An 18,448-nucleotide genomic window follows, 5' to 3' on the forward strand; every position below is an offset into this window, starting at 1 on the left:
CAAACCGAAAGTTTGCGAACACACAAACCTATTACATACCCATTCGCTGGCACGTTGCACAAGCAACGGACTGGCTACCGAATTTCTTGACGACCATAGAGCGTTGGAACCACCTGATCCCATCCCGAACTCAGAAGTGAAACGATGCATCGCCGATGGTAGTGTGGGGTTTCCCCATGTGAGAGTAGGTCATCGTCAAGATTAAATTCCGAAACCCCAACTGCACATGCAGTTGGGGTTTTGTTTTTGCGCGACATAAAAGCCCGGCGCTTTCTCTGTCACTGTTTGCTCGACCTGGCTGCCACTGCCCGGTGACAGTGCTAAGGTTCCGCCCTAGCTTTTTGCATTCTCCAAGGAAGCCTTTATGCCGGACGCCTCGTCCCTCAACCCTGGTTTCATGGTGGTTCACGGTAACCGCCTGGACGAGTTGCGCAGCCTGGTGGTCAGTTGGATGCGGCGTTATCCCCTGGCGCCCCTGGAAAATGAAATTGCCCTGGTACAGAGCAACGGTATCGCCCAATGGCTGAAACTGGCCCTGGCCGAAGACCCCGAAGTGGATGACGGCGGTGGCTGCGGTATTGCCGCTGCCATTGATGTGCAATTGCCGGGCAGTTTCATGTGGCAGTTGTACCGCCTGGTCCTGGGGCGAGACGAAATCCCGCCCAAATCCCTGCTGGATAAAGCTCCCCTGACCTGGCGGCTGATGCGCCTGTTGCCGGAGTTGATCGATGAGCCGCATTTCGAACCCCTGCAACGCTTCCTGACCCACGACAGTGACCTGCGCAAGCGCTATCAATTGGCCGAGCGTCTGGCCGATCTGTTCGACCAATACCAGGTATATCGAGCCGACTGGCTGGAGGATTGGGCCGCCGGCCGCCACCAACTGCGCAATGGTCGTGGTGAAACCAAGGCCCTGACGCCTGCCAACTGCTGGCAGGCCGAGCTATGGCGCGCGCTGCTGTTGGATGTCGGCACCGAGGGGATGGCCCAGAGTCGCGCAGGCGTTCACCAGCGCTTTATCGAGCGGATCAACCAACTGGAGGTGGCGCCCAGTGGCTTGCCGTCCCGAGTGATCGTTTTCGGTATCTCTTCGCTGCCGGCCCAGGCCCTGGAGGCACTGGCCGGGTTGGCCCGCTTCAGTCAGGTGCTGCTGTGTGTGCACAACCCTTGTCGCCATCACTGGGCCGATATCGTTGCCGACAAGGACCTGCTGCGCCACCAATACAAACGCCAGGCGCGCAAGGCCGGCATGCCTCAGGCCCTGGATCCGCAAACCCTGCACCAGCACGCCCACCCGCTGCTGGCCGCCTGGGGCAAGCAAGGCCGTGACTACATCAACCTGCTGGACAGCTATGACGATCCCAACAGCTATCGCAGCGCTTTTCGCGATGGCCGGATCGATCTGTTCAGTGACAGCCAGCCGGCCAGCATGCTCCAGCAATTGCAGGACGACATTCTCGAACTGCGCCCGCTGAACGAAACACGTGAGTTGTGGCCGCAGGTCGATATCCAGCACGACCAATCGATCCGTTTTCACATTGCCCACAGCGCCCAGCGAGAAGTGGAAATCCTTCACGACCAGCTCCTGGCGCGCTTCAGTGCAGAGCCCGACCTGCGGCCCCGGGATGTGATCGTCATGGTCCCGGATATCGACAGCTACGCCCCGCATATCCGCGCCGTGTTCGGCCAGTTGGAGCGGGATGACCGGCGCTTCATTCCCTTTACCCTCACTGACCAGGGCCAGCGTGGCCGTGACCCGCTGCTGATCGCCGTCGAACATCTATTGAAGCTGCCGGACAGTCGTTTTCCGGTCAGTGAGATTCTCGACCTGCTGGACGTTCCAGCCCTGCGTGCGCGTTTTGGCGTCGACGAAGCCGACCTGCCGACCCTGCACCGCTGGATTGAAGGTGCCGGCATCCGTTGGGGAATGAATGCCGAGCAGCGCGCAGAACTGGGGCTGCCCCCGGAACTGGAGCAGAACAGCTGGCGTTTCGGCCTGCGGCGCATGCTCCTGGGTTATGCCGTCGGCCGCTCCGACGCCTGTGACGGTATCGAGCCTTATGACGAGATCGGTGGCCTGGATGCGGCGCTGATCGGTCCCCTGGTCGCCCTTCTTGACGCCCTGCAGTTCGCCTACCAGCAACTCACCCAGCCGGCGGTTCCGGCGGAGTGGGGCGAGCGCCTGCACAACCTGCTGGAACAGTTCTTCCTTGCCAGCAACGAGCACGATGATTACCTGCTGGGACAGCTCGACGACCTGCGGGAAAACTGGCTGGAAACCTGCGAGTCTGTGGGCCTGCAAGATCAGTTGCCGCTGACGGTGGTCCGCGAAGCCTGGCTGGCCGGCCTGGACCAGGGGCGCCTGTCCCAGCGTTTCCTCGCCGGAGCGGTGAACTTCTGCACCCTGATGCCGATGCGCGCCATTCCCTTCAAGCTGGTGTGCCTGCTGGGCATGAACGATGGCGATTACCCCAGGGCGCAGCCGCCTCTGGACTTCGACCTGATGGGTAGCGACTACCGCCCCGGCGACCGATCACGGCGCGAAGACGACCGTTACCTACTGCTTGAAGCCCTGCTCTCGGCTCGTGACCAACTTTATGTCAGTTGGGTTGGCCGCAGCATTCGCGACAACAGCGAGCGCCCGGCCTCGGTCCTGATCGGCCAGTTGCGCGATCACCTGGCCAGCGGCTGGCGACTGCCCGATGAGCAGGACTCCCTGCTGGAGGCCCTGACCCAGGAGCATCCCCTGCAACCCTTCAGTGCTCGCTATTTCCACGACAGCGACACGCTGTTCAGCTACGCCCGGGAGTGGCAAGTGCTGCATCAGGTCCGAGAGGAACTGGGCGCAATCGAACGCCTGGAACCCTATGTCCAGGACGAGCCCCTGAGCCTTGCCCAGTTGCAGGATTTCCTGCGCAACCCGGTGCGGCATTTCTTCAGCCAAAGGCTCAAGGTGTTCTTTGAAGCCATGGAAGCACCGCTGGCCGATGAAGAGCCCTTCGTGCTCGATGCCCTGCAGCGCTACAGCCTCAGCGACAGCCTGCTGGAAGCGGCGCTGGGCGACGCAGCGCAGCCCGAGCAAGCCTTGCAGGCCCAGGCCCGGAGGCTGCAAGCCAGTGGCCTGTTGCCCATGGCCGGTTTTGGCGAATGCCTGCAGCGCGAACTGCTGGAGCCCCTGCCGGACCTGTTGCAGCGTTATCGGCAACTGCTCGACCTGTGGCCGACCCCGGTAACCAGTGCGCTGCCGGTGAGCCTGGAACTGCAAGGCGTGCGCCTGGAAGGTTGGCTCAGCAGCCTGCACCAGCGAGCTGATGGCGGGTTGTTGGCTGTGAGCGCCATCCCCAACGGCATCGGCTCGACCAAGACCCGTAAATGGCATCGGCTGATCAAGCCTTGGGTCAATCATCTGCTGGCCTGCGCCAGTGGCTACTCCTTGACCACCGCGCTGGTGGCCAGCGATGACAGCCTGTTGTTGCCGCCGCTGGAGCAGGAGGTGGCCCGGCAGATTCTCGGCAACCTGCTGCAGGCCTGGCAGGCCGGCATGCGCCAGCCGCTGCCGGTGGCGATCAAGACCGCCTTCGCCTGGCTGGGCCAGAGCGACCCGGACAAAGCCGCGGCCGCTGCACGCAAGACCTACGATGGCGACGGCCAGAACAGCGAGGGCGAACGCCGGCAAAGCCCGGCCCTGGCCCGCCAATTCGCCGACTACAACGCACTGATCGCCGATGAAACCTTCAGCGGTTGGGCCGAGACCCTTTATCGACCCCTGTTGAATGCTCCCTGGCGTTCGGCGCTCGGCGAGGAGGCAGGCGCATGACTGCACAAGCTCCCCTGGCCCTGGCATTTCCTCTGCGCGGCAGCCAGTTGATCGAGGCCAGTGCCGGTACCGGCAAGACTTTCACCATCTCCGCGCTCTACTTGCGCCTGGTGCTGGGCCATGGCGGCGAGGCGGCGGGTTTCGGGCGTGAATTGCTGCCGCCGCAGATACTGGTGGTGACCTTTACCGATGCCGCCACCAAGGAATTGCGCGAGCGCATTCGCACGCGCCTGGCGGAAGCCGCGCGCTTCTTTCGCGATGAAACCAGCGCCCCCGATGGCCTGATCGTCGAGTTGCGTGAGCAATACCCCGTCGAGCAGTGGGCCGCCTGTGCCAATCGCCTGGACATCGCCGCGCAATGGATGGATGAGGCCGCGGTCTCGACCATCCACAGTTGGTGCCAGCGCATGTTGCGCGAACATGCGTTCGACAGCGGCAGCCTGTTCACCCAGACCCTGGAAACCGATCACAGCGACCTGCTGGGCCAGGTTCTGCGCGATTACTGGCGGCTGTTCTGCTACCCGATGCAGGGGGATGCCCTGAACTGGGTGCGCAGCCATTGGGTCGGGCCGGCCGAACTCATGCCCCGAGTGCGGGCAATGTTCGGCAACGAGCGTCGGGACCCACCCGAGCAGACGCCGAGCGAGTTGATCGAAGCCTGCCTGCAAGAACGTCGTGAAGCCCTGGTGCAGATCAAGGCGCCCTGGCGCGAGTGGGCCGCGCAACTGCGGGAGATCTGCCTGCAAGGCGTGGCCGGCAAGAGCGTCGACGGGCGCAAGATGCAGGCCCGGTTCTTCGAGCCCTGGTTCGAAAAGATCAGTGCCTGGGCCGAGGACGAATCCGTCGAGCAACTGGACATCGGCACCGGCTTCACCCGCCTGACCCCCGAAGGCATGAGCGAGGCCTGGAAAGGCGCGGCCCCCGATCACCCCGGGCTCGACGCCATGGCCGGGCTCAAGGCCAGCCTCGATGCCTTGCCCAGCCCGGATGCGGCGGTCCTGCAACACGCCGCGCAATGGGTGGGGGCACGTTTCGAAGAAGAGAAGCGGCGGCGCGCCGAGATGGGCTTCGACGACATGCTGCTGCGCCTGGACAGCGCCCTGCAGAGCGATGGCGGCGAGCGCCTGGCGACCCTGATCCGCGAGCAGTTCCCGGTGGCCCTGATCGACGAATTCCAGGACACCGACCCGGTGCAGTACCGGATCTTCGAAAGCATCTACCGGATCGAGGCCAACGACCCCGAGACCGGCCTGTTCCTGATCGGCGATCCCAAGCAGGCGATCTACGCCTTTCGTGGCGCCGATATCTACACCTACCTGCGGGCACGCCAGGCCACCAGCGGGCGCCTGCACACCCTGGGCACCAACTTCCGTTCCAGCCAGGCGATGGTCAGCGCGGTCAACCATGTGTTCCTGCAAGCCGAACAGCGGCCGCAGGGACAGGGAGCCTTCCTGTTTCGCGAAGCGGATGGCGAGAACCCGGTGCCATTCCTGGCGGTGGCCGCCCAGGGGCGCAAGGAGCAATTGCTGGTCGACGGCCAGCCGGTGCCGGCACTTAACTTCTGGCAATTGCCTTCGGAACAGCCGCTGTCCGGGGCCCAGTATCGCCAGCATCAGGCGGCGGCTTGCGCCACGGCGATTGTCGGCCTGCTCAATGGCGGCCAGCAGGGGCGCAGTGGGTTTGTCCGTGAGCAGCAAGCGCTGAAAGGCTTGCTGCCGGCGGATATCGCGATCCTGGTGCGCGATGGCAAGGAGGCCCAGGCCGTGCGCGGCGAGCTGGCCGCCCGCGGGGTGCGCAGTGTGTACCTGTCGGACAAGGACTCGGTGTTCGCCGCCCAGGAAGCCCGGGATGTGCTGGTGTGGCTCAAGGCTTGCGCCGAGCCGGACGTGGAGCGGCCGCTGCGCGCGGCCCTGGCGTCCCTGACCCTGAACCTGCCGCTGCTGGAGCTGGAGCGGCTCAACCAGGATGAACTGGCCTGGGAAGCGCGGGTCATGCAGTTCCGTGGCTACCGGGCGATCTGGCGCAGCCAGGGCGTGCTGCCGATGTTGCGGCGCCTGCTGCATGACTTCCAGCTGCCCCAGGCGCTGATGGCCCGCAGTGATGGCGAGCGGGTGCTGACCAACCTTCTGCACTTGTCCGAGCTGCTGCAACAAAGCGCCGCCGAACTCGACGGCGAGCAGGCCCTGATCCGCCATCTGGCCGAGCACCTGGCGCTGTCCGGGCAGGCGGGGGAGGAGCAGATCCTGCGCCTGGAAAGCGATGAGCAACTGGTCAAGGTGGTGACCATCCACAAGTCCAAGGGCCTGGAATACCCCTTGGTGTTCCTGCCCTTCATCTGTTCCACCAAGCCGGTGGATGGCAGCCGCTTGCCGCTGCATTACCACGATGCTGCCGGCAAGCCCCAGGTCAGCCTGCGGCCCACCCCGGAGCTGATTGCCCTGGCCGATGAAGAGCGCCTGGCGGAAGACCTGCGGCTGCTCTATGTGGCCCTGACCCGGGCCCAGCATGCCTGCTGGCTGGGGGTGGCCGATCTCAAGCGGGGCAATCACAGCAGCTCGGTATTGCACCTTTCGGCCCTGGGTTACCTGCTGGGCGGCGGCGATGTCCTGGGCGAATCCAGCGCCTTGTTGCGCTGGCTGCTGGACCTGCAGCAGGGCTGCGCTGCGATTGGCGTGTCCGAGCTGCCCGTCGTCGATGACCAGCGCTATCAGCCACCGCGCAACGAGGCCACCCTGCTGGCGCCGCTGACGCCCAGCCGCCGCGCCGCGGAAAACTGGTGGATTGCCTCCTACAGTGCCTTGCGCATCAGCGACATCCTGGGGGCGGGCAGCACCGAGGCGCCGGAAAACCCCCAGGCGCAGAAACTCTTCGACGACGAACGCCTGGACCCCGAAGCTCCGCGGGAAACCCTGGCCAGCGGCGGCGATATCCACCGCTTCCCCCGCGGCCCGAACCCCGGGACCTTCCTTCATGGCCTGCTGGAGTGGGCCGGGGAGGAGGGTTTTGCCGCTGCCCCCGAGGCGATCGAGGACGCCGTGGGCCGGCGCTGCAATCGCCGCGGCTGGCAAGGCTGGATCCCGACCCTGAGCGACTGGCTGCAGCACCTGCTGCAAGCGCCCTTGCCCCTGGGCGAGGGCCAGGCACCGGTGGTGCTCGGGCAGTTGACCCAGTACCGGGTCGAGATGGAGTTCTGGTTCGCCAGCCACAAGGTCGATGTGCTCAAGCTCGATGAGCGGGTACGCCAGCAAACCCATCAGGGCGCGCCCCGAGTTACTGCCGAGTCGGTATTGCTCAACGGCATGTTCAAGGGCTTTATCGACCTGACCTTCGAACACCAGGGCCGCTATTACGTGGCCGACTACAAATCCAACTGGCTGGGCGCGGACGACGCGGCCTACACCGAGCAGGCCATGGAACAATCGATTCTCGACAACCGTTACGACCTGCAATACGTGTTGTACCTGCTGGCCCTGCACCGGCAATTGAAGGCCCGGCTGGCGGACTACGACTACGATCGCCATGTGGGCGGCGCCTTGTACCTGTTCCTGCGGGGCACCCGTGCCGCCAGCCAGGGGGCCTACTTCGCCCGGCCGCCTCGACAGTTGATCGAGCAACTGGACCGCATGTTCCAGGGCCAGCCCGAGCCACCCAAGGCCGAGCCCGCCTGGGAGCAGGGAGTGTTGCTATGACCCAGGACCTGTTCGATGCACTGGACCAGGCGCCGCAACCGGCCTTCGACCTGGCGCCCCTGAGCCGCGCCGAGGACTTGCTGCTGTTGCTTGAACGCTGGGTCGAGCGCGGCTGGCTGCGTTCCCTGGACCGGGCCTTTGTCGGCTTCCTGCATGAGCTGGACCCGGGCTGTGATCCGCTGGTACTGATGGCCGCGGCCCTGACCAGCCATCAGCTGGGGCACGGGCATGTCTGCCTGGACCTGTTCGAAACCCTCAAGGAGCCGGACTTCGCCCTGTCGCTGCCGCCCGAAGGCGACGCACAAAACGGCGCACCGGCGCTGCCGTCCCAGGTGTTGATGGGGCTTGAAGGGGCGCACTGGTGCAAGGTCCTGGCCGGCAGCCGCCTGGTGGCCCTGGCGGCGGATCATGCCGAGTCTTCCCGGCAGCGGCCGCTGGTGCTGTCCGGCAAGCGCCTGTACCTGCGCCGCTACTGGGCCGATGAGCGGCGTATCGACAACGCCTTGCGCCAGCGCCTGGCCTTGGCCGAGGCCACGCCGGAAAACCTCGCGGCGCGCCTCGACGGGCTGTTTGGCCCGGCCAAGGCGGCGGGGCCCGTCGACTGGCAGAAACTCGCCTGTGCCCTGGCCACCCGGGGCGCCTTCAGCATCATCACCGGCGGCCCCGGCACCGGCAAGACCACCACCGTGGTACGCCTGCTGGCCTTGCTCCAGGGCCCGGCGGTGGAAGCACGCAAGCCGCTGCGCATTCGCCTGGCGGCGCCTACCGGCAAGGCCGCGGCGCGCCTGACCGAGTCCATCAGCTTGCAGGTGCGTTCCCTGGCGGTGCCCGATGAGGTGCGGGAAATGATCCCCAGCGAGGTGACCACCGTGCACCGCTTGCTGGGCAATCGCCCGAGCACCCGGCATTTCCGCCATCACGCCGGCAACCGCTTGCCCCTGGATGTCCTGGTGGTGGACGAAGCCTCGATGATCGACCTGGAAATGATGGCCAACCTGCTGGACGCCTTGCCCATCCATGCACGCCTGGTGTTGCTGGGGGACAAGGACCAACTGGCCTCGGTGGAAGCCGGCGCCGTGCTCGGCGACCTGTGCCGTGACGCCGAGGCCGGTTGGTACAACCCGCAGACCCGGGCCTGGCTGGAGGCGGTCAGTGGCGAGAACCTGGGAGCCAGCGGCCTGCAGGAAGACAGCGCCCACCAGCATCCCCTGGCGCAGCAGGTGGTGATGCTGCGCCATTCCCGGCGTTTCGGCGAAGGCAGCGGCATCGGCCAGCTGGCGCGTTGGGTCAACCAGCAGCAGGCCGATGAAGCCCGGCGCCTGCTGGCGGCTCGCAGCCATGCCGACCTGTATGGCCTGAGCCTCAAGGGCGAGCAGGATCGGGCCCTGGAGCGGCTGCTGCTGGAGGGCCATGGCGAGGGGCCGCAAGGCTACCGCCACTACCTGAATGTACTGCGCAGCCAGCGCCCGCCGCCGGGTACGCCTCTGGAGGATCGGCGCTGGACCGACTGGGCGCGCCATGTCCTGCAGGCCTTTGATCGCTTCCAATTGCTGTGCGCGGTGCGCAAGGGCCCCTGGGGTGTCGAAGGCCTGAACCTGCGGATCACCCAGGCGCTGTTCAAGGCCCGGCTGATCGACAGCGACCAGCAATGGTACGAGGGTCGCCCGGTGCTGATGACCCGCAACGATTACGGCCTGGGCCTGATGAACGGTGATATCGGCATCGCCCTGAAACTGCCTGAGCAGGAAGGCTCGGAGGCGGGGCGTCAGGTGCTGCGCGTCGCCTTTCCGCGCAACGATGGCCAGGGCGGGGTGCGGTTGGTGCTGCCAAGCCGGCTCAATGACGTGGAAACCGTTTACGCCATGACTGTGCATAAGTCCCAGGGCTCGGAGTTCGCCCACACCGCGTTGATCCTGCCCGACGCCCTGAACCCGGTGCTGACCAAGGAGCTGATCTACACCGGTATCACCCGGGCCAAGGACTGGTTCAGCCTGATCGAGCCCCGTGCCGGAGTGTTCGAAGAGGCTGTTCGGCGCAAGGTCAAGCGTCTGAGCGGGTTGATGCTGGAGTTGGACTGACGCCCATGTTTCCGGCTTTTCTCAGGCATCGTGCTCGGGCGTTGGTCTCGCTGCATTTTCCCGGGCTGTGCTATCGTTGCGGCATCATTTCCGTGAAAATCAAAGAGAATCCCTGCATGGACGTGGCTGTCTTGAGGACAGAGCGCATTTTGGGGTGGAGACAGTGTGTGCTGTCGACCATTCTCTGCCTGTTCAGCCTGTTGGCCATCGCGCAGTCGGAGCCACCGGCGTCCGCGAGCCTGGCCGAGCAACGGGCCAAGGCTGTAACCCAAGTGGTGCTGGGCATTCTCAGCTACGCTCGCTGGCCCGTGGAGCCTGCGCAACTGCGTCTGTGCGTGGTTGGCCCCACCGAATACACCGATGACCTGCTCAAGGGCGCGACCCAGGCCACCGGCCGCCCGGTGCTGGTGCGGCGTCTGCTGGCCAACAACCCGTCGTTGGCCAGTGAGTGCGATTCGGTCTATGTCGGCAAATTGTCCAATGATGAGCGTACCCGTCTGTTCAACTCGCTGATCGGGCAACCGGTGCTGAGCATCAGTGAGGGGGGCGACCAGTGCACCGTGGGTAGCCTGTTCTGCCTGCGGGTCGGCGACAGCCAGGTGTCGTTCGAGGTCAACCTGGATTCCGTGGCGCGCAGTGGGGTGAAGATTCATCCCAGCGTGCTGCAGCTTTCCCGTCGTCGTCCGGCGGCCCCATGAAACTGTTCAAGCCCAACGCCCGCCCTACACTGCGGTCGGTCATCGGTCGCGGCCACCTGATCGTCGCTCTGCTGGCGATCTCCATGGCCAGCCTGTCCCTGACCTTTCTCGGGGTGTTGGCCCTGCGCGTGTACGCCGATCACAACCTGCACCTGATCGCCCGCTCCATCAGCTACACCGTGGAAGCTGCAGTGGTGTTCAACGACAGTGTGGTGGCCACCGAGGCCCTGGCCCTGATCGCCTCCACCGAAGAGGTGGCCGACGCCAAGGTGTATGACAGCCAGGGCCAGTTGCTGGCCAGCTGGCAGCGCCCGGAAAGCGGCTTTCTGACCAACCTGGAAATGCACGTTGCCAGCGCCTTTCTGGAAAAGCCCATCAGCCTGCCGATCCTGCACCAGGGGCGGGAAATCGGCACCATCAATGTCACCGGCCATGGCGGCAGCCTGTTGCGGTTTCTCCTCAGTGGCCTGGTGGGCATCGTGCTGTGCATCGCCCTCAGCGCCTGGTTGGCGCTGTACCTGGCGCGCCGCCAGCTGCGGGGCATCACCGGGCCGTTGCGCAGCCTCGCCGATGTGGCGCACGCGGCCCGGCGCGAACGGGCCTTCGATCAGCGGGTGCCGCCTGCGGAAATCGCCGAACTGGACAACCTGGGCAACGACTTCAACGCCCTGCTCGATGAGCTGGAAGCCTGGCAGACCCATCTGCAAAGCGAGAATGAAACCCTGGCTCACCAGGCCAGCCACGACAGCCTGACCGGCCTGCCCAACCGGGCGTTCTTCGAAGGCCGGCTGATCCGTGCCCTGCGTAGCGCCAACAAGCTCAACGAGCGCATGGCGGTGCTGTTTCTCGACAGCGACCGGTTCAAGGAGATCAACGATAACTTCGGCCACGCCGCCGGCGATGCGGTGCTGGTGGCTGTGGCCACGCGGATTCGCGCGCAGTTGCGCGAGGACGACCTGGTGGCGCGCCTGGGCGGGGACGAATTTGCCGTGCTGCTGACCCCGCTGCACCGGGTCGAGGATGCCCAGCGCATCGCCGACAAGATCATCAGCAGCATGGAAGTACCGATTCAACTGCCCGGCAGCCTGTCGATCCTGACATCGCTGAGTATCGGTATTGCCGTGTACCCGGATCATGGTGCGACACCGGGCAGTCTGTTGAATGCCGCCGACGCGGCCATGTACCAAGCCAAGCGCGGTTCGCGAGGCGGGCAACACACAGTGGGGGCGGAGCTCCCTATCGTTCAGGTTCAAAACAGGAGCTAATTCCCTTGTTCTCGATGACGCAACGTTCGGTTCGACTGTTCAGCACTCTGGTGTTCATGGCCCTGCTGGCCCTGGCCGGCTGTCAGAGCGTGCCGCCCAAAGGTCTGACCCCGAAACAGATCGCGGTACTGAAACAGGAGGGCTTCGAACTGACGGATGAAGGCTGGGCCTTTGGCCTGTCGGGCAAGGTGCTGTTTGGCAGCGATGTGGAAACCCTGAACCAGGCCAGCACCGAGATCGTCCAGCGCATCGGCAAGGCGCTGCTCAGCGTCGATATCCAGAAGGTCCGGGTCGACGGTCACACCGACGCGTCGGGCAAGGAGGCCTACAACGTGCAACTGTCCGTGCGCCGGGCCAAGAGCGTGGTCAAGGTGTTGACCCAGGTTGGCATGCGTGAAGAAAACATCCAGCTGCGCGGCCTGGGCAGCAGCGAGCCGGTGGCCTCCAACAGCACCGTGGCCGGGCGTACCGAGAACCGTCGGGTGTCGATCGTGGTGATCGCCGACTGATCGACGACCTGCCGGGTTGCGGCTGCAGCCTTGCGGCCGCTAAGGGTCAGGGGGCGGCGAAGCGCATGCTGCGACTCTCGCCCATGAGCAGCGGCCGATTCTGCTCGGTCACCTCGCGGATGTAATCCCATAACAGGGTGATGCGCTTCAACTTCCTGAGATCCTCCCGGCAGTACATCCAGAATTGCCGGGTCAGGTTGATTTCCTTGGGCAGCACTGGCAGCAGGCGCGGGTCCTGGGCCGCCAGGAAGCACGGCAGGATCGCCAGCGAGCGGCCCTGCTGCGCTGCCACGTACTGGGCAATCACGCTGGTGCTGCGCAGGTTGGCGCTGGCCCCGGGCACCACATTGGCCAGGTACAGCAGCTCGGAACTGAAGGCCAGGTCATCCACATAACTGATGAATTGATGCTCGCCCAGGTCGCCGGGGCGGCGGATCGGCGGGTGGCGGTCGAGGTATTCCTGGGTGGCGTACAGCTGCAGGCGGTAGTCGCACAGCTTGCAGCACACATAGGGGCCGTGCTCCGGGCGTTCCAGGGCGATGACGATATCCGCCTCGCGCTTGGACAGGCTGATGAAGTGCGGCAGCGGCAGGATATCCACCGAGATTGCCGGGTAGGCGTCGAGGAAGTGGCTGAGTTGCGGGGTGATGAAGAAGGTGCCGAAGCCTTCGGTGCAGCCCATGCGCACATGGCCGGACAACGCCACTCCGGAGCCCGAGACCTGCTCGCACGCCATGTGCAGGGTGCTTTCGATGGACTCCGCATAACCCAGCAGGCGCTGGCCCTCGGCGGTGAGGACAAAGCCGTTGGTGCGGGACTTTTCGAACAGCAAGGTGCCCAGGGCGGTTTCCAGGGACCCGATGCGCCGCGATACCGTGGTGTAGTCCACCGCCAGGCGCTTGGCCGCGCTGCTGGCCTTGCGGGTGCGCGCCACTTCGAGGAAAAACTTCAGGTCGTCCCAGTTCAGGGTGCTTAGCGAGGTGATGTTTTTTTGCATGATGGACCGGTTTTTATGTGCGTTCTTATTAGAAGTTTGCACATCTATACTCCAAAAACCGTCCGATACCAACTCGCGACAGCCCCTCTTTCAAGGCGCTTGCCCGCCTTGGTTTCCCTGCATAAGAACTCAAGAAGTCAGGAGACCCCATGAACGCATCCCTCAAGCCCGACGGCACCACCCTGCAACAGGTCAAACTGCTGATCGACGGTGAATGGGTCCAGTCCCAGAGCCAGGAATGGCACGACATCGTCAACCCGGCGACCCAGGAAGTGCTGGCCAAGGTGCCCTTTGCCACTGCCGCTGAAGTCGACGCCGCGATCGCCGCTGCCCAGCGCGCCTTCCAGACCTGGAAACTGACCCCGATCGGCGCGCGGATGCGCATCATGCTCAAGCTCCAGGCCCTGATCCGCGAGCACTCCAAACGCATTGCCGTGGTCCTCAGCGCCGAGCAGGGCAAGACCATCGCCGACGCCGAGGGCGACATCTTCCGCGGCCTGGAAGTGGTGGAGCATGCCTGCTCCATCGGCACCCTGCAGATGGGCGAATTCGCCGAAAACGTCGCCGGCGGCGTGGACACTTACACCCTGCGCCAGCCGATCGGCGTGTGCGCCGGGATCACCCCGTTCAATTTCCCGGCAATGATTCCGCTGTGGATGTTCCCGATGGCCATCGCCTGCGGCAACACCTTCGTCCTCAAGCCTTCCGAGCAGGACCCGCTGTCAACCATGCTGCTGGTGGAGCTGGCGGTGGAAGCCGGGGTGCCGGCCGGTGTGCTCAACGTGGTGCACGGCGGCAAGGACGTGGTGGATGCGCTGTGCACCCACAAGGACATCAAGGCGGTGTCCTTCGTCGGTTCGACCGCGGTCGGCACCCACGTCTATGACCTGGCGGGCAAGCACGGCAAGCGCGTGCAATCGATGATGGGCGCGAAGAACCACGCCGTGGTGCTGCCCGACGCCAACCGCGAACAGACCCTCAATGCCCTGGTGGGCGCCGGCTTCGGCGCTGCCGGCCAGCGTTGCATGGCCACCTCGGTGGTGGTGCTGGTGGGGGCGGCGAAACAATGGTTGCCGGACCTCAAGGCCCTGGCGCAGAAACTCAAGGTCAACGCCGGCAGCGAGCCGGGCACCGATGTCGGCCCGGTGGTCTCCAAGCGTGCCAAGGCGCGGATTCTGGAGCTGATCGAAAGCGGCGTGAAAGAAGGCGCCAAGCTGGAGCTCGATGGCCGCGACATCAAGGTTCCGGGCTACGAGCAGGGCAACTTCATCGGCCCGACCCTGTTCTCCGGGGTGACCACTGACATGCAGATCTACACCCAGGAAATCTTCGGCCCGGTGCTGGTGGTGCTGGAGGTGGATACCCTGGACCAGGCCATCGCCCTGGTCAACGCCAACCCCTTCGGTAACGGCACCGGCCTGTTCACCCAGAGCGGTGCGGCGGCGCGCAAGTTCCAGAGCGAAATCGACGTCGGCCAGGTGGGCATCAACATCCCGATTCCGGTGCCGGTTCCATTCTTCAGCTTTACCGGCTCCCGCGGTTCCAAGCTTGGCGACCTGGGCCCCTACGGCAAGCAAGTGGTGCAGTTCTACACTCAGACCAAGACCGTCACCAGCCGCTGGTTCGACGACGACAGCGTCAATGACGGTGTGAACACCACCATCAGCCTGCGTTGAGGAGCCTGACATGAACATTGCATTTATCGGCCTGGGCAACATGGGCGCGCCCATGGCCCGCAACCTGATCAAGGCCGGCCATCAGTTGAACCTGTTCGATCTCAACCAGAGCGTGCTGGCCGAGCTGGCGCAACTGGGCGGGCGTATCAGTGCTTCGCCCAAGGCCGCTGCCGAAGGTGCCGAACTGGTGATCACCATGCTCCCCGCTGCGGCCCATGTGCGCAGCGTCTGGCTGGGCGAGGATGGGGTACTGGCGGGTATTGGCCGCGGCGTTCCGGCGGTGGATTGCAGCACCATCGACCCACAGACCGCCCGTGAAGTGGCCGCAGCCGCCGCCAAGCAGGGCGTGGCCATGGCCGATGCACCGGTATCCGGTGGCACCGGCGGTGCCCAGGCCGGGACCCTGACCTTCATGGTCGGCGCCAGCGCCGAACTGTTCGCCACCCTGCAACCGGTGCTGGCGCAGATGGGCCGCAACATCGTGCACTGCGGTGAAGTGGGCACCGGGCAGATCGCCAAGATCTGCAACAACCTGCTGCTGGGGATCTCGATGATCGGCGTCAGCGAAGCCATGGCCCTGGGGGATGCCCTGGGCATCGACACCCAAGTGCTGGCGGGGATCATCAACAGCTCCACCGGCCGGTGCTGGAGTTCCGACACCTACAACCCGTGGCCGGGCGTGATTGAAACCGCCCCGGCGTCCCGCGGCTACACCGGAGGCTTTGGTGCCGAGCTGATGCTCAAGGACCTGGGGCTGGCCACCGAAGCCGCGCGCCAGGCCCACCAGCCGGTGGTGCTCGGTGCCGTGGCCCAGCAGCTGTACCAGGCCATGAGCCAGCGTGGGGAAGGTGGCAAGGACTTCTCGGCCATCGTCAACAGCTACCGCAAGCCGCAGTAAGGCGTCGCTTGTCGGGAGGGGCGCTGGCGGGGTTGCGCGGCAATCTCGCCGCCAGTGGTTTCTCTGGGTATCGTCAAACAAGGTCCTGCGGCTCAGCAGCGGCTACAAGGGGCGGTGTAGCCGCTGCCGCAGGCTGCGACGGCTCCGCAGGAGACGCAGCGGTCTCAAACCCGGCAGAGGTTTGTCTGGATATCGCCAGGCAAGGCCCTTCGGTCCTTTTCGCAGCTTCGCGGGCTCAGCAGCGGCTCCACGCGTCATTGAATGCAGCCCCTTCAGCCGGGGCATTTGCGGGAACCTGCGTCGGGCAGGTTCCCGCTTTTTTTTGCCCGGCTCAGTTCGGCCGGCTGGCAACGGTGCCGGAGGGAGGGTTGAGGCGGGTGTCGAGGCCGAAGCGTTCCTGGATCACCACCTGGTACAGCCCCTTGGCCAGCAGCGGATTGATCAGGATATTCCAGCTGTGCCGGGAAACCGACGAGGGCACCAGCACGAAAGGGTGGTCCGCCAGCAACTGATCGGCGAACTTCTGCTGGCCGGCGCTGGGAATCCCCGGCACCAGCCAGTTGGGGTTGGGAATACGGTTTTCATCGACTCGGTAGATGGCGGTCGGGTCCTGGATCAGGGCGCCGGTGAGTACATGGGGCACGCTGTCCAGGGCGGCAAAACCCTTGTGCACCGCCACTTCCAGAATCGCCGTGGCCGGGTCGGCGCTGGCGTACACCGCCTTCACGCCCTTGGAGTTCCAGCGGCCGCCACACAGCTCGGCGCCAATGCCGCTGTCCCAGCTGTCGGCGTGCCGGGCGGCGTCCAGCCGCCAGAAGTGAAGGGTGCTGCTGCCCGGCACACTGATCACTGATAGACCCCGTATTCCAGGCGGGTGAGGAACTCGTCCACCAGTTCGAAACCGATGGGGTTGGTCAGCAGGTCCACCGGTTTGTGGCCGTCCAGGCCCATCACCGGCTTGGCCATCCACTCCTGGGCCTCTTCACTGCTGCCGAAGATGTCCTCGGCCTTGGCCAGCACCTGGGCGAAGCGCACCGCACGGGCGCTCTGTTCCGGGTTCAGCGGCTCGTCCGGGGTTTTCAGGCGCCGGTGCAGGGTGCGTTCGGAAAGGCCGATGATCTTGGCCAGGACCTGTTCGTCCTTGAGCATGGGTACCGAGGAGACGAACTTGATGATCGCCGTCAGCGGGATGCCCTCCTCGGTCAGGCGATAGATCGAGATACGATCGTCAAAGCGTGCCCGGCCACCCAGAAGGATGTCCGAGGACTGCTCTTTCAATACCAGTTTGCCTCGCCGCTTGGGAACGAGGCCGGTGCCTGTCAGCGCGACCATGAGTGCTGCTCCTGCCTTTTGCCATTTGGCAGTGATTATATAGACATTTGGCAAAAGACGCTGGCTTGAATCGCAACACGGCCAGGGGAGCCCGGCTGGCGCGGGCTCCCGGTATCGAGGGAGGGCTCAGGCGAAGACGAAGTACTTGCGCACGGTTTCCACCACTTCCCAGGTGCCTTTCATCCCGGGCTCCACTACGAAGATATCGCCGGCGCGCAGGTGGATGGGGTCGCGGCCGTCCGGGGTGATCACGCAGTAGCCTTCCTGGAAATGGCAGTACTCCCACTTTTCATAGGCCACCCGCCATTTGCCCGGGGTGCAGATCCAGGTGCCCATGATCTTGCTGCCATCCTCGCTGGTGTAGGCGTTGAGGTTGACGGTGTGCGGATCGCCCTGGAGTTTTTCCCACTTGCAGGCGTCGAGCACCGGCAGCGGATGAGTGTCGCGAAGAACGGTGATGGGTTGGGACATGCTGTGCTCCTAGCAGGCAGAGAACTGAAGCCGCACCCTATAGCGCCTGGCGGGCAGGGGGTTGTCTGTACTCGACCTCGGGGTATCCAGAAGCGCAGCGCGGCCCCGAATCGAGGTGGCTGGGCGCAGGGCCGGGAAGAGGCGTGGCGGTTGCAAGATTCATTCGGCAAACAGGGCTTTGTTAGCAGTAATTGCGAAATATCCGCGGCTGCCCGAGTTATTTCGCAAGAATCTTTACCGGTTTCGCTCGTATCATTCAGCTCGGAGTGACCTAAGAGCCGCACGAATGGAAAATACACCACGCTGGTGGGATATCAGCCCGCCGTTGAGTACCGCAACCCCGACCTGGCCGGGAGATACGCCGTTCCAGGAGGAGCGCGTCTGGCAGTTCGGCCCCGAGTGCCCGGTGAATGTCGGGCGGGTGACCCTGTCGCCCCACACCGGTGCCCATGTCGATGCGCCCCTGCATTACCGGCCGGACGGCCTGCCCATCGGTGAAGTATCGCTGGATGTCTACATGGGCCCGTGCCGGGTCCTGCACTGCCTGGACAGCGGTGTTCTGGTGCAGCCCGAGGCGTTGCTCGGGCGCCTCGAAAACTTGCCTGCGCGAGTGTTGCTGCGTACTTATCCACAGGCTCCGCTGAGTGCCTGGGACCCGGACTTTACTGCCGTTGCTCCAGCCACTGTCGAGCTGCTGGCCAGCCTCGGCGTGCGCCTGATCGGCATCGACACCCCGTCCCTCGACCCCCAGCAGTCCAAGACCATGGACGCCCACAACACCGTGGCCCGCCATGGCATGGCGATCCTCGAAGGCGTGGTTCTCGATGAGGTTGCCGAAGGCGACTACGAACTGATTGCCCTGCCACTGCGCTTCGCTCACCTGGACGCCAGTCCGGTGCGGGCGATCCTGCGCCCCCTGGCCGATTCATTCCTACAATAAATACACAGCTGGCCCTTCGCGCCGTTGTGCATCCCGATCCGGGCTGCGCAGCCAGCGATGGGCAACCGCTGCCTGAGG

General features: G+C 64.8%; 13 protein-coding genes and 1 rRNA gene. 10 read left to right on the forward strand and 4 right to left on the reverse strand.

Annotated features, from left to right (window positions below):
* Positions 1-85: 85 nt before the first annotated feature.
* The 7 genes from rrf to yfiB all read left to right on the forward strand — a co-directional run bounded on the left by rrf (position 86) and on the right by yfiB (position 12,056).
* Positions 86-201, forward strand: a 5S ribosomal RNA gene (gene rrf / locus AC1RMG_RS06700).
* Positions 202-364: 163 nt separating this feature from the next.
* A complete protein-coding gene (gene recC / locus AC1RMG_RS06705; protein ID WP_493168796.1) occupies positions 365-3,817 on the forward strand; it encodes an exodeoxyribonuclease V subunit gamma in 3,453 nt (1,150 codons plus the stop codon).
* Positions 3,814-7,506, forward strand: coding sequence for an exodeoxyribonuclease V subunit beta (recB, locus tag AC1RMG_RS06710; RefSeq protein ID WP_493168798.1), 3,693 nt, complete (start codon positions 3,814-3,816; stop codon positions 7,504-7,506). Before recC ends, recB begins: the two co-directional genes overlap by 4 nt.
* Positions 7,503-9,584, forward strand: coding sequence for an exodeoxyribonuclease V subunit alpha (recD, locus tag AC1RMG_RS06715; RefSeq protein ID WP_493168800.1), 2,082 nt, complete (start codon positions 7,503-7,505; stop codon positions 9,582-9,584). The genes recB and recD overlap by 4 nt, the downstream gene beginning before the upstream one ends.
* Positions 9,585-9,700: 116 nt before the next feature.
* On the forward strand, positions 9,701-10,282 hold the full coding sequence (gene yfiR / locus AC1RMG_RS06720; RefSeq protein ID WP_026020227.1) for a regulatory sequestration protein YfiR: 582 nt from the start codon (positions 9,701-9,703) through the stop codon (positions 10,280-10,282).
* Entirely contained in the window at positions 10,279-11,547 is a 1,269-nt protein-coding gene (gene dgcN / locus AC1RMG_RS06725) for a diguanylate cyclase DgcN/YfiN (RefSeq protein WP_041115800.1), read from the forward strand. The genes yfiR and dgcN overlap by 4 nt, the downstream gene beginning before the upstream one ends.
* A gap of 14 nt (positions 11,548-11,561) precedes the next feature.
* Positions 11,562-12,056 (forward strand): outer membrane lipoprotein YfiB, encoded by a 495-nt coding sequence (gene yfiB / locus AC1RMG_RS06730; protein ID WP_015634043.1) that lies wholly within the window; start codon positions 11,562-11,564, stop codon positions 12,054-12,056.
* Positions 12,057-12,102: 46 nt separating this feature from the next.
* On the opposite strand, the gene AC1RMG_RS06735 is transcribed toward yfiB, so the two are convergent.
* Entirely contained in the window at positions 12,103-13,053 is a 951-nt protein-coding gene (locus tag AC1RMG_RS06735) for a LysR family transcriptional regulator (RefSeq protein WP_011059110.1), read from the reverse strand.
* Positions 13,054-13,202: 149 nt separating this feature from the next.
* Between AC1RMG_RS06735 and AC1RMG_RS06740 the strand changes: the two genes are divergently transcribed.
* Both AC1RMG_RS06740 and mmsB read left to right on the forward strand, forming a co-directional pair.
* Positions 13,203-14,729 carry a CoA-acylating methylmalonate-semialdehyde dehydrogenase gene (locus tag AC1RMG_RS06740; protein WP_019096001.1) on the forward strand — a complete coding sequence of 509 codons (1,527 nt, stop codon included), beginning with the start codon at positions 13,203-13,205 and terminating at the stop codon, positions 14,727-14,729.
* A 10-nt stretch (positions 14,730-14,739) separates the two neighbouring features.
* Positions 14,740-15,627, forward strand: coding sequence for a 3-hydroxyisobutyrate dehydrogenase (gene mmsB, locus AC1RMG_RS06745; protein ID WP_053156260.1), 888 nt, complete (start codon positions 14,740-14,742; stop codon positions 15,625-15,627).
* 331 nt (positions 15,628-15,958) lie between these two features.
* On the opposite strand, the gene AC1RMG_RS06750 is transcribed toward mmsB, so the two are convergent.
* The 3 genes from AC1RMG_RS06750 to AC1RMG_RS06760 all read right to left on the reverse strand — a co-directional run bounded on the left by AC1RMG_RS06750 (position 15,959) and on the right by AC1RMG_RS06760 (position 17,430).
* A complete protein-coding gene (locus tag AC1RMG_RS06750; protein ID WP_011059113.1) occupies positions 15,959-16,477 on the reverse strand; it encodes an RES family NAD+ phosphorylase in 519 nt (172 codons plus the stop codon).
* Positions 16,474-16,959 (reverse strand): Xre family toxin-antitoxin system antitoxin, encoded by a 486-nt coding sequence (locus tag AC1RMG_RS06755; protein ID WP_015634047.1) that lies wholly within the window; start codon positions 16,957-16,959, stop codon positions 16,474-16,476. The genes AC1RMG_RS06750 and AC1RMG_RS06755 overlap by 4 nt, the downstream gene beginning before the upstream one ends.
* A gap of 126 nt (positions 16,960-17,085) precedes the next feature.
* Positions 17,086-17,430, reverse strand: a complete 345-nt coding sequence (locus AC1RMG_RS06760; protein WP_011059115.1) for a cupin domain-containing protein — start codon at positions 17,428-17,430, stop codon at positions 17,086-17,088.
* A 286-nt stretch (positions 17,431-17,716) separates the two neighbouring features.
* Between AC1RMG_RS06760 and kynB the strand changes: the two genes are divergently transcribed.
* Complete coding sequence (gene kynB, locus AC1RMG_RS06765) at positions 17,717-18,370, forward strand: arylformamidase (RefSeq protein WP_368994782.1); 654 nt, start codon at positions 17,717-17,719, stop codon at positions 18,368-18,370.
* Positions 18,371-18,448 lie beyond the last annotated feature (78 nt).

The sequence above is a fragment of the Pseudomonas sp. GW822-FHT04H02 genome (assembly GCF_058800645.1).

Coding starts and splice junctions, on each gene's coding strand:
- recC (WP_493168796.1), top strand. CDS start 365: ATGCCGGACGCCTCGTCCCTCAACCCTGGTTTCATGGTGGTTCACGGT.
- recB (WP_493168798.1), top strand. CDS start 3,814: ATGACTGCACAAGCTCCCCTGGCCCTGGCATTTCCTCTGCGCGGCAGC.
- recD (WP_493168800.1), top strand. CDS start 7,503: ATGACCCAGGACCTGTTCGATGCACTGGACCAGGCGCCGCAACCGGCC.
- yfiR (WP_026020227.1), top strand. CDS start 9,701: ATGGACGTGGCTGTCTTGAGGACAGAGCGCATTTTGGGGTGGAGACAG.
- dgcN (WP_041115800.1), top strand. CDS start 10,279: ATGAAACTGTTCAAGCCCAACGCCCGCCCTACACTGCGGTCGGTCATC.
- yfiB (WP_015634043.1), top strand. CDS start 11,562: ATGACGCAACGTTCGGTTCGACTGTTCAGCACTCTGGTGTTCATGGCC.
- AC1RMG_RS06735 (WP_011059110.1), bottom strand. CDS start 13,053: ATGCAAAAAAACATCACCTCGCTAAGCACCCTGAACTGGGACGACCTG.
- AC1RMG_RS06740 (WP_019096001.1), top strand. CDS start 13,203: ATGAACGCATCCCTCAAGCCCGACGGCACCACCCTGCAACAGGTCAAA.
- mmsB (WP_053156260.1), top strand. CDS start 14,740: ATGAACATTGCATTTATCGGCCTGGGCAACATGGGCGCGCCCATGGCC.
- AC1RMG_RS06755 (WP_015634047.1), bottom strand. CDS start 16,959: ATGGTCGCGCTGACAGGCACCGGCCTCGTTCCCAAGCGGCGAGGCAAA.
- AC1RMG_RS06760 (WP_011059115.1), bottom strand. CDS start 17,430: ATGTCCCAACCCATCACCGTTCTTCGCGACACTCATCCGCTGCCGGTG.
- kynB (WP_368994782.1), top strand. CDS start 17,717: ATGGAAAATACACCACGCTGGTGGGATATCAGCCCGCCGTTGAGTACC.